This is a genomic window from Candidatus Izemoplasma sp., assembly GCF_982632705.1.
This window is the reverse complement of record NZ_CEXEES010000014.1, coordinates 23,367-34,159: the sequence shown is the minus strand read 5'-3', so window position 1 is coordinate 34,159 and position 10,793 is coordinate 23,367. Positions and strand designations below refer to the sequence as shown.

The following is a 10,793-nucleotide window of genomic DNA, read 5'->3' as shown; positions in this document are numbered from 1 at the left end:
ACTCTCACAATAAGCTTGGAAGGCTTAGGTTCTACCATTAAACTACACCTGCGTATATAGTAATAGTATGATATCACAATATGGTAGTACTGTCAAACATACTAGTTGTTGTTGTAAAATCTATATAAATAGATTCCGTTCCGACAAATAAAAAAATGGAGCAGGTGAAGAGAATCGAACTCTCACAATAAGCTTGGAAGGCTTAGGTTCTACCATTAAACTACACCTGCGTAATTTGTCAGCATAGATATATTATCATATTAGAATAATCAAGTCAATACGTTATACTGATAAACTTATAATTTTTTTATTGCTCTTAACTTTGCACTATGTGCTCTGTTATTATTTTCCAGTTCTTCTTCTGATGGTAATATCACTTTTCTGTGCAATAATTCGTATTTTGGACCGTTTTCTTTTGTAATAGGAATATACTTTGGTACATCAACAGTTACACGTTCACGCATCAATGTTTTTGCTATTCTATCTTCTAAACTATGAAACGTTATTACAACTGCTCTTCCTTCACTGTTCAGCATGTCTAATGCATCATTAAAAGAATCCTCAAATACTCTTAACTCATCATTCACGGCTATTCTAAGTGCTTGGAATGTTTTCTTTGCTGGATGTCCTTTTTTGCTTAATACTTTTTGAGGTAATGCACTTTTAATTACTTGCACCAATTCAAAAGTAGTTTCAATTCTTTTTGTTTTTCTAACTTCTTCTATTTTTCTTGCAATATACTTTGCATTCTTTTCATCTGCATATTTGAATAAGAGTTTCATAATTTCATGAAAACTGTATTCATTGACAATCATTTCTGCTGTTAGTTCTTGCCCTTGATTCATTCTCATATCTAGAGGTGCATCGTAATTATAACTAAACCCTCTTTCAGGAATATCAAACTGAAAACTAGAAACTCCAAGATCATATAAAACTCCATCAATCTTTTCTATTCCTAAATTATTAAGCTTTTCTTTAATGTTTACAAAATTCGATTTGATAATTGTGTAATTCTTTTTTAATGTATCTAGTTTCTCAATAGCTTTCCCTATCGCAAAATCATCTTGGTCAAAGCAGTATAAATGTCCTTTATCTAAATGTTTCAGTATCTCAAAAGAGTGTCCACCACCACCAAGGGTACAGTCGACATAGATTCCATCTTTGTTTATGTTTAAATAATCAATTGATTCGTTTAATAATACACTAGTATGTTTATACATAATTATCACCTTTTTTCGTTATTAATATTATCATAGAATAGAATTTTTGTAAAAGAAAAACGCTGTTTCAGCGTTTTCTTTTCGACTAATCTTCTACAACTTCGTCTTTTGCAACTAACACAGCTTTACCGTTATATTGTCCACATTCTTTACAAACTCTGTGTGCCAATTTCATTTCTCCACAATTTGGACAAACTACCATTCCTGGAACACTTAATTTGAAATGAGTACGACGTTTACGTTTTGCAGTCTTAGAGGTTCTTCTAAATGGTACTGCCATTATTCATCTCTCCTAATTCTTGAAGTCTTTCAACTTAGAGAATACATCATTTACGGCTTCAATTTCGATGTTGTCTGATTCGAAATCATGTTGTGCATTTGCACTAACAACGCGCATTGGCTTCTCCAATATAATATTAGACCATATTATTGGTAATAAGTCAATAGTTATTCCCTCTATCATGTTAAATTCATCATCTTTATTTGCTGTGAAGATTTCCTCAACTTCAAAGTCTAATTGAACATCTACATTATCGAGTGTAATTGCACAACCCATAGTCAAAGTACAAACAATGTTTATAAAGAAAACATACTCGTTATTATCATAGATTTCATAATCTCCTGATATCTCAACTTCTGATATTTTCAGAATATCTGATCCATTAATGCGATCACTAAAATCCAATACTGCTTCAAACGTATTATCTTGACTCTGATTCTTTGTTAATTCATGAATAGTCCATTTCATTTGACTCACCTCCAAGCCTTTAAATTATACTTTTAATATGAATAATTGTCAATTATAAGGTATAATGATTTTGGTGATAGTATGAAAACAGTAGGTATAATAGTAGAATATAATCCATTACATAATGGACATCTTCATCACATCAATGAAACAAAGCGTTTATCTGGATGCGATGTTTTAGTATGTGTAATGAGTGGTAATTTTACTCAACGAGGAGAACCAGCTCTAATTGATAAATTCACAAGGACAAAAATGGCATTGAATAACGGTGTTGATTTGGTTATTGAATTACCATTTGTTTTCAGTGTTCAAAGTGCTGATGTTTTTAGTTACACTTCTGTTGCTTTATTACACCATATTGGTGTCGATGAAATATATTTCGGAAGTGAATCAGGTGATATTTCAAAACTTGAGGAACTTGCTGATGTTATTAGTAGCAAACCTTATAACGATTTATTAAAACTAAATCTTAAACAAGGTAATAGTTATCCAACTGCAAGTGATATGGCAATGAAGGAGTTACATCCTCAATCAGATTACGATTTACCTAATAACATTTTAGGTATTCAATATATTACTGCTGTTAGAAAGTTAAACAGTAAAATCAAACTCTTTACAATTCCACGTTTAAGTACAGGATATTATAGTGAGGAGACCAGAAACACAAATATTCAAAGTGCAACAGCAATACGTAAATTATTATTGAACAACAGTTCAATTAGAAATTATGTTCCTAAAGATGTTTATGAGTTATTAGAAAACAGAAAAATTATACATCTAGATCTTTTTAGTGACCAAATGAAATATATAATTTCTTCCTCAAAAAAAGAGGATTTAGTTCAAATATTTAATATGACTGAAGGAATCGATAATAGAATCTTAAAAACTAGAAGTTTTGAGTCTGTTAGTGATTTAGTAAATCAGCTTTTAACTAGAAGATATACTAACTCGAAAATTAAAAGAAATCTAATACATATTCTTTGTAATACAAAAGCGAATTTGATTGATTCATTCGAAATTCCTTATATTAGAATACTAGGTATGAACAACACAGGTAAAGGATATCTTAATACAATTAAGAAAGATATGACAGTACCGTTAATCACAAAGATAAAAGAGAAAAAACATCCTTATCTAGAACATGAAATTCATGTCTCGAAAATTTATCAATTGGTAAGTGATATAGATGTATTTAAAGAAGAATTTAAACCAGTTATTTATTTGCGTTTTGATTGATTTTACACAGTAAAAGATTATAATTATATTTGGGTGATAAAATGTATACAAAAAATGAAGTCAAAGACTATATTTTGGAGTTAAAAGATCCAAAAACTGAAAAAACTTTTCGTGAAACAAATAGCTTAAAACATCTTGATGTTGATGAAGCTGCCAGTGTTGTAACTGTTATTATTGCTTTAGAAAGTACAGAAGATGAGTACAAACGTTATGTAACTCGTGCATTAGCAAAATTAATCAAATTGGATTTAGGATTTTCAGGATTAAAAACTGAGTTTCAGTTACTGAAAAAAACAGGTACAATCTTAGAACGTAAAATTAAATACATCGGTATCGCATCAGGTAAAGGTGGAGTTGGGAAATCAACTGTAACAGCAAACCTTGCATATGCATTTACTACTTTGGGTAAAAAAGTAGGTATTATTGATGCAGATGTATATGGTAGTAGTATTCCAACAATACTAGATATGCCAATTACTATGCCTAAAGGTGCTGAAAATGAAAAAATAGTACCATTCAATAAAGATGGTATAGAGTTAATCTCAACAGAGTTTTTCCTTGCTCCAGACAAACCACTTATGTGGAGAGGTCCTATGCTTGGAAAAATGTTAAACCACTTCTTCTATGATGTTATTTGGAGTGAAGATATCGAATATATCCTTGTAGATTTACCTCCAGGTACTGGAGATGTTGCAATGGATATTCAATCCCTAATACCAGACTGTAAAATGGTAATTGTAACAACACCACATCCAAGTGCTTCTCACGTTGCTGTAAAAGCAGGATTTGCTGCTGAGCAACTAAAACATGAACTACTTGGTGTTGTAGAAAACATGAGTTTCTTACATCATGCAGGTGAAGATATTAAAATCTTCGGTGAAGGTGGAGGAGATATAGTTGCTAGAAAATTAGAATCTAAAGTCTTAGCCACTATTCCAATCGGGCAACCAAAAAATAGTTTAAGTATTTTTGGTCCAGATGAAGCCATTGGTGTTGATTATTTAGGACTAGCAAATAAAATATTAAAAGAGTATTAAAAAAGACTTCTTACGAAGTCTTTTTTTTATATTTTTTGTGCTTTTAATCTTAATTGTTTCATTTCATAAATAAACATAAAGAAGCAAATAACTCCTGCGATTATATCTGCAGCTGCAAATGTATACCATAATCCAATCAATCCATAGACATTTATCAGGATAAACCATATCGGAATGAATAGAATCAATTGTCTTAATAAACTTACAACCAACGCTCTATATGCATATCCGAACGCTTGATACACTGCACCAATCGTGATTTGGAAGGAAACCAAGATCAATCCCATTGAAATTATTCTAAAAACTTTTGCACCAGTATTAATTATAAATACATTATTACTTCTGCTAAACAAGTCGAAAATCATTGGAGATCCTAACTGAATAAATAAGAATCCAAGGATAAAGTAAACAAACATAATCTTCATCGCATAGTTAACAACTTCAACTAGTCTTTCGTAATTCCTAGCACCATAATTGTATCCAGCTATTGGAGCCAAACCTTGAATCAAACCAAATCCAGGCATAAACACGAAGAATATTACTCTGTTTATAATTCCGTAGATAGTAGTGTACTCATCAACATGCATTCCAGCATATTCACTTATTGTTTTTAGTACTATGATGCTTAGTATTGCACCAATTGAATTCCTAAAAAATGTTGGAGATCCAATTTTTAATATATCTTTCAAATTCTCAAAGTGGATATTGAACAATCCTTTTAGTCTTATAACCAATACCGATTCTTCATCAAACGCTCTTTTAAATACATATACAAATGCTGTAAATTGAGAAATAATTGTTGCTAATGCAGCACCTTTTACACCCAGTCCTAATGCAGGAAGAGTAATAAAGTAAAGATCAATATGATCAAATATGAAGAATGGATCAAGAATTATGTTTAACCCAGTTCCTAAAACCATAGCCTTCATTGCGATATGAGCTCGTCCCTCAGCTCTTGTAAAGTTGTTTAGTATCATTGATATTGTTTGGAAAGTTATACCAATTAGTATAATTGAAAGATAATCTTTTCCAAATCCAATGTTGTTATCTGTAGCTCCAAAGAAGCGTAATAAATCATCTAAAAATATTTGCCCAATTATTGCAATAACTGCTGCAACGATAAATCCAAATCTTATTGAAGTATTAACGGTTAAGTTCATCGTTTCTGTATCTTTTCTACCATATGCTCTACTGAACACACTTGCTCCACCGATTCCAATCATTAATGCAAAAGCAATAACAATCATTTGAACTGGAAATGCTAATGTTAATCCTCCAATTGCTATTTCTCCTGCTCCCCATCCTACAAACAGTGAATCCACTAAATTATAGAGTGCATTAACTATCATTCCTATAGTTGCTGGAATACTCAGTGTGATTAGTGCCTTTTTGACATCCATTTCTCCTAGTAACGTTTGATTCTTCTTGTTCATATAATCACGTCCATTCTATTAAATTATATAGAACGGAACTTGTAAATACAATATATTACTTCAGTAATTCGTTTATTCTACTCAACTCTTTTGCATACTTCATATAATATTGGGTTGCTTCTTTGTACCTAGATGTTTTCATGCATATATCCATCAATAAATCTGTATATATTTTAAGTGCATTCAGATTCGAACTTTTTATCGTATATGGAATTGCAATATCTCTTATGTATTCTTTCTGTTTATCATTATTTTGAAGTCTCATTGTATGATACATTATTCTATATTGTTGATCTTGTATATTATACTCAATATTTGAGATTATACTTTCAAGTTCTTCTTTCATATTAATATCATTTTCATCTAAACTTATTCTATATAATAGCACTAATTTTTGATAATAACATTCAGAATCTTCTTTTATATTACTAAGCTTGATGAGAGCATCTTGATATTTTGCCTGTTGTATTAGAATACTAGAATAAAGTGTATAATATATACATTTTGTTTCGGCATCTAAATGTCCTTCAAATATATTTGATATCATTTGCTCTGCTCTGAATACATCTTCATCTTTAATGTACTTAATTCTTTCAAGTAACAGTAACTGGCTTCTTTTTCTATTTAAGTATTTTGCGAATAATTTTTGTGCGATTTCATAGTTTAATATCGATATGTTCTTCTTTTTAAGTCTTTGTTTCGTAATAAAAGTATACATATTGTATATTCCGTCTAAATAGTCATTTTTATAGTGAATTGAATCTATCAAATCAAATATCTCAAATGCACTTTTAAAGTTTTCCTTCACGTAATGAAACAACCCGTTGAATACAAGAAATGTCTTTAACTCAAAATCATTCATATTTGGGATCAAATGTTCAAGTTTTGATATTACAATGTAACTATTGTGCTCCTTACTGTAAATACTAAAAATCAATTCACCTAGATGAAATAGAATTCCGGATTCAAGTGGCTTAATATGTTCGAATTTCTGTTTGATTGATGTGTTGTCTAAATAGAAGAAAGCTTCTATTAAGTCTTTCAAAAAATGTTCATCATTTAAAAATGTTTGTGTTACATCTTCTTTCACTTCCAGTTTTGTCATTATTTCCTTAATAAAATATTCATTTGGTGTGATTTGATTGTTTTCAATCTTAGAAAGATATGAAACACTACATATCCCATGTGATACAACATCTTGTGTTATGTTGAGATCTTTTCTCCTCCTTTTTATATATGTACCTATTTCTTGGTACTCGTTTTTGTTTTGACTATGTTTTAGTCTTCTTTCAATTTTATTTTTTATACTAGCTAAGCTCATTATTCTATCAACTCCCAACTTAATTGTATAAAAAAAACAATATTTTCGTGGAAAAAATTATTGAGAAACTATACTATATTTTGCTCCTGTATATTTATTATTTCAGTTTCTAATATTATGTATACTATTTATACATAATTGTATTAGGAAAATGCCAAAAATGTCTCTTTTTGGTCAAATAAAAAAGAGACATAATTGTCTCTTTTATCCATCAATACCATCAGCGATGATTTCTAAATAATTATTTATGTCATCATCATTTACACCATTCATTGGTAATAATAAGTCGTCTCCACCCATATGTTTAAGGACGATGACCTTTTTTGTTGACTTAATATGAATCAACAGAGCAAAAACAGATACACCTAATAGTGCAAATCCAATCATTTGTCCATTGGTTTGTAACCCAATGTTACCAAGTATATCATAAAGTAGTGAGAAACTATCTTTCAATGGATCAGCAAGTGTAAATGCTGCTCCAACTACAAGTGTCAGTAAAAAGATAAGCTTAAACAAGATACCCTTTTGCTTGGATACTGAACCAGCTGTTACTGAATCTAGATTTATGAAATCAATTCCGTAATTTCTCTTTAATTTCTTTTTAGATGATCCTGCGAAATAAATTCTTTGATCTGTCAAAACAACTAATTTTGAATTTTTTCCAATACCTTTTAGACTAAATGAGGTTCTAACATTCTCACGTTCTCTAAATTTTATCTTCTCTGGATTCTTTACATTCATCAAATCAACTCCTTATACTCTAATACCATTATAACAAATAAATATGTATATTTTAAGAATAAATAAAAAAAGAGACCTAAGTCTCTAAATATTTGGGTATCGACATTCGTCTTTTAATGGGCAATCATTACATTTTGGGTTTCTCGCAGTGCAATGATACCTTCCGAAGAAAATCATTTTATGGTGAGTATCACTCCATTTGTTTTTGGGTAATTTTCTCATCAGTTTTTCTTCTACTTTAACAACTGAATCCTTTTTATAAGCCAACTTCAATCTCTTTGATACTCTTTCTACATGAGTATCAACTGCAATTCTAGGAACATTGAACCATACACTTAATACAACGTTCGCAGTTTTCCTACCAACTCCAGGTAATGATTCTAACTCTACTTGACTTGATGGTACCATATTATTGAAATTTGTTATTATTTTTAAACTCAGTGCTTTTAAATTTTTAGCTTTATTCTTATAAAGACCTATTCTCTTTAAATCTTGTTCTAATATTGATAACTCCACATCGACATAGTCTTGTGGAGTTTTATATTTACTGAATAAATTTTTGGTTAAAAGATTTACTGATTTATCAGTTGTTTGTGCGCTTAACATTACAGCAATCAACAACTCAAAACCATTTGAATGAACCAATTCACATTCTGCATTTGGGAATAAATTTTGTAGGACATCTAATACCTTTTCTATCTTTCCCATATTTTATGTAGATCTCTCATTAGATTTGTCTTTTTATACACTTTTTTTGGTGCTTCAGCCTCTTTTAGTAAGATCCCATCAACATACTTGATAGATTTCCTTCTAGCCTTTACAGCTAGAAATAATGCGTCTTTAATTTGGTCGAAAGTGTATTTGTCTTCATTCAACCACTTGGTGATGGTTTGTATATCTAAAACACTTAAAGGTTTATTGAATTCAGTCTCAAATAATTCAACTAATTCTTTTTCTTTAGTCATCTTCTCTTTTGGTTCATCACTCAGTAATATTAACTCGTATATACGATCAAGTGAATAGCTTTCTCTTTCTTTTCCATTCTCACCACGAACCAATTCTAATCTTAGAATTTCTTTGTCGATTAAAGCGTTTAATCTTTTTGCGGTAGTTTGAGATGAGATAGATAATGTTTCTGAAAGTTGTTTTGGGCTTATAAACGGAACATTCTTGTTCATTAAGTATCTTAGTTTAATTAGAATAACAGCATCTGTTTCATCTAGTCCTAACTTGTAGTAATTATTTAGTAATAGTTCAGAGAAGTCAACTATGTTTTTTTCTATGAACCTTTTTAACTCTTTGATTTCCATTATTCCACCCCACTTGGAAATATATTATAACACAAAAAAATGCAAAAAAAAGATTATTTTTTCAAACAATCTCTTAAAATTTTATTGACCTGATGGCAAGTTTTTTTAATGCCATTTCCGCTGCGTTTTGTTCAGCGATTTTCTTACTTTTACCAATACCTTCACCCATTAGAATATCATCCATATATACTCTTGTTTGGAAGGTTTTATCATGTGATGGTCCACTCTCTTTTACAATGCGGTAAACTAGAGAACGTTTATCTGACTGGACTAACTCTTGTAGGTATGATTTGTAGTCAACGAAGTTATCTTCTGTGTCTCGTTCGCTTACAGGAATCACAACTTTGTCAAATATCTTTCTTGTTTCTAGTAGTCCTTTGTCCATATAAACAGCCCCAATAAGTGCTTCAAAGGCATCTGCTTGAAGGGCAATTCTATCACGACCACCTGATTTTTCTTCCCCTTTTCCAAGGAGTAAATATTTTTTTAAATCGCATTCTTTTGCATATTCTACTAATGCAGATTCACAAACATTCTTTGCTCGTTTCTTTGTAAGATCTCCTTCTTGAAATTCTGGATATTTTTTATACAGATACTCTCCCATAAGTAGGTCAAGTACAGCATCTCCTACATATTCTAGACGTTCGTTGCTTTCACAGTTATTCTCATTTGCATATGATGAATGAGTGAGTGCTTTTTTTAACAACTCTTTACTGTCAAAGTCTAACCCAAAATAAAGTTCTAATTCTGTCATTATTCTAATACTGCCTTCACTTTATTTAAAACGTCAGATCTAACGATTGTTGCAGCTTGTCTGATACCACTACTAAATCCATATGCTTTACTGCTACCTTGTGCTTTTACAACAACACCACGTAGACCATATATCATAGCTCCACCAATGTCTTCTGAACTCAATCGTTTTTTGAAATTACCTAATCTACTTTTTAAGATTAAAGATCCTATTTTACCCATAAATCCTTTTGTTATTTCTTGTTTCAATATTTTACCAAGACCTTTTGCTGTCCCTTCAATACACTTCATTACTATATTAGCCGTAAATCCATCACTGATTAAAATATCACAAGGAGGATCTAATACTTCTTTTGGTTCAACATTTCCAACAAATTCAAAGTTTTCAGATTTACTGAATTCTTCAAATGCTTCTTTATCTATTTCTCTACCTTTACCTGGTTCTGTACCTATATTAATCAAACCAACTTTTGGATTTTCAATACCCATTACTTCTTTTGCATAAACTGCTGCAAAAGTTGCTTGTTGATGCATATATTTTGGAGTGATTTGTAGATTTCCACCAGCATCTAATAAGATATAACTTTCACCTTTTACATTGGGAATCAATGGTGCGATTGCCGTTCTTTTCATCGCTTTCAATCTACCTACTAAAATATGAGCCCCGGCAATTAAAGCTTGTGTAGCTCCACTGCTTACAACTCCATCATTATCTCCACTTCTAACACTTGATAAAGCAAGTGCCATCGAAGAATTCCTATTAGATCTAATTGCTCTTATTGGGTCTTTTTCACCCATATCAATTACTCCTTCTGATTGAACGATTGTAATTCTTTCAGTGTTTGTAAGATATTTCATTATCTCTACTTTGTCCCCATATAGAGTAAGTTCTATGTCTTTAATGTTTTTAACAGCAAGCATTGCGCCTTCTACTTGTTCCTTTGGTGCGTAATCTCCACCCATTGCATCAATTGCTAATTTTATCATTGCTTTC

At 30.8% G+C, this 10,793-nt stretch carries 12 protein-coding genes and 1 tRNA gene; 2 read left to right on the top strand and 11 right to left on the bottom strand.

Annotated elements, in window-relative coordinates; genetic code table 11:
- Positions 1-156 precede the first annotated feature (156 nt).
- The 4 genes from AC2LE6_RS03435 to AC2LE6_RS03420 form a co-directional block, all read right to left on the bottom strand.
- Positions 157-230 (bottom strand) — tRNA-Gly (locus tag AC2LE6_RS03435).
- 66 nt (positions 231-296) lie between these two features.
- Positions 297-1,220, bottom strand: coding sequence for a 16S rRNA (cytosine(1402)-N(4))-methyltransferase RsmH (rsmH, locus tag AC2LE6_RS03430; protein WP_484477849.1), 924 nt, complete (start codon positions 1,218-1,220; stop codon positions 297-299).
- 85 nt (positions 1,221-1,305) lie between these two features.
- On the bottom strand, positions 1,306-1,500 hold the full coding sequence (gene rpmF, locus AC2LE6_RS03425; RefSeq protein WP_484477848.1) for a 50S ribosomal protein L32: 195 nt from the start codon (positions 1,498-1,500) through the stop codon (positions 1,306-1,308).
- A 12-nt stretch (positions 1,501-1,512) separates the two neighbouring features.
- Entirely contained in the window at positions 1,513-1,968 is a 456-nt protein-coding gene (locus AC2LE6_RS03420; protein ID WP_484477847.1) for a YceD family protein, read from the bottom strand.
- Between the two features lie 81 nt (positions 1,969-2,049).
- Here AC2LE6_RS03420 and AC2LE6_RS03415 point away from each other — a divergent pair, with 81 nt between their 5' ends.
- Positions 2,050-3,204 carry a nucleotidyltransferase gene (locus AC2LE6_RS03415; RefSeq protein ID WP_484477846.1) on the top strand — a complete coding sequence of 385 codons (1,155 nt, stop codon included), beginning with the start codon at positions 2,050-2,052 and terminating at the stop codon, positions 3,202-3,204.
- Between the two features lie 41 nt (positions 3,205-3,245).
- A complete protein-coding gene (locus AC2LE6_RS03410) occupies positions 3,246-4,241 on the top strand; it encodes a P-loop NTPase (protein ID WP_484477845.1) in 996 nt (331 codons plus the stop codon).
- 26 nt (positions 4,242-4,267) lie between these two features.
- Here AC2LE6_RS03410 and AC2LE6_RS03405 read toward each other — a convergent pair whose 3' ends face one another.
- The 7 genes from AC2LE6_RS03405 to plsX form a co-directional block, all read right to left on the bottom strand.
- Positions 4,268-5,674, bottom strand: coding sequence for an MATE family efflux transporter (locus tag AC2LE6_RS03405; protein WP_484477844.1), 1,407 nt, complete (start codon positions 5,672-5,674; stop codon positions 4,268-4,270).
- 55 nt (positions 5,675-5,729) lie between these two features.
- Positions 5,730-6,995, bottom strand: coding sequence for a helix-turn-helix domain-containing protein (locus tag AC2LE6_RS03400; RefSeq protein ID WP_484477843.1), 1,266 nt, complete (start codon positions 6,993-6,995; stop codon positions 5,730-5,732).
- Positions 6,996-7,199: 204 nt separating this feature from the next.
- A complete protein-coding gene (locus tag AC2LE6_RS03395) occupies positions 7,200-7,736 on the bottom strand; it encodes a hypothetical protein (RefSeq protein ID WP_484477842.1) in 537 nt (178 codons plus the stop codon).
- A gap of 84 nt (positions 7,737-7,820) precedes the next feature.
- On the bottom strand, positions 7,821-8,444 hold the full coding sequence (nth, locus tag AC2LE6_RS03390) for an endonuclease III (RefSeq protein ID WP_484477841.1): 624 nt from the start codon (positions 8,442-8,444) through the stop codon (positions 7,821-7,823).
- Positions 8,432-9,046: a DnaD domain-containing protein gene (locus AC2LE6_RS03385; protein WP_484477840.1), complete on the bottom strand. Its 615-nt coding sequence runs from the start codon at positions 9,044-9,046 to the stop codon at positions 8,432-8,434. The genes nth and AC2LE6_RS03385 overlap by 13 nt, the downstream gene beginning before the upstream one ends.
- Before the next feature lie 73 nt (positions 9,047-9,119).
- A complete protein-coding gene (gene rnc / locus AC2LE6_RS03380) occupies positions 9,120-9,800 on the bottom strand; it encodes a ribonuclease III (protein WP_484477839.1) in 681 nt (226 codons plus the stop codon).
- On the bottom strand, positions 9,800-10,786 hold the full coding sequence (gene plsX, locus AC2LE6_RS03375; protein ID WP_484477838.1) for a phosphate acyltransferase PlsX: 987 nt from the start codon (positions 10,784-10,786) through the stop codon (positions 9,800-9,802). The genes rnc and plsX overlap by 1 nt, the downstream gene beginning before the upstream one ends.
- Positions 10,787-10,793: the final 7 nt, after the last annotated feature.

Bases quoted from the DNA above. Each gene is read 5' to 3' on its own strand.
- AC2LE6_RS03395 (WP_484477842.1), bottom strand. From the start codon at position 7,736: ATGAATGTAAAGAATCCAGAGAAGATAAAATTTAGAGAACGTGAGAAT.
- AC2LE6_RS03415 (WP_484477846.1), top strand. From the start codon at position 2,050: ATGAAAACAGTAGGTATAATAGTAGAATATAATCCATTACATAATGGA.
- plsX (WP_484477838.1), bottom strand. From the start codon at position 10,786: ATGATAAAATTAGCAATTGATGCAATGGGTGGAGATTACGCACCAAAG.
- rpmF (WP_484477848.1), bottom strand. From the start codon at position 1,500: ATGGCAGTACCATTTAGAAGAACCTCTAAGACTGCAAAACGTAAACGT.
- nth (WP_484477841.1), bottom strand. From the start codon at position 8,444: ATGGGAAAGATAGAAAAGGTATTAGATGTCCTACAAAATTTATTCCCA.
- AC2LE6_RS03385 (WP_484477840.1), bottom strand. From the start codon at position 9,046: ATGGAAATCAAAGAGTTAAAAAGGTTCATAGAAAAAAACATAGTTGAC.
- AC2LE6_RS03405 (WP_484477844.1), bottom strand. From the start codon at position 5,674: ATGAACAAGAAGAATCAAACGTTACTAGGAGAAATGGATGTCAAAAAG.
- AC2LE6_RS03420 (WP_484477847.1), bottom strand. From the start codon at position 1,968: ATGAAATGGACTATTCATGAATTAACAAAGAATCAGAGTCAAGATAAT.
- AC2LE6_RS03410 (WP_484477845.1), top strand. From the start codon at position 3,246: ATGTATACAAAAAATGAAGTCAAAGACTATATTTTGGAGTTAAAAGAT.
- rnc (WP_484477839.1), bottom strand. From the start codon at position 9,800: ATGACAGAATTAGAACTTTATTTTGGGTTAGACTTTGACAGTAAAGAG.
- AC2LE6_RS03400 (WP_484477843.1), bottom strand. From the start codon at position 6,995: ATGAGCTTAGCTAGTATAAAAAATAAAATTGAAAGAAGACTAAAACAT.
- rsmH (WP_484477849.1), bottom strand. From the start codon at position 1,220: ATGTATAAACATACTAGTGTATTATTAAACGAATCAATTGATTATTTA.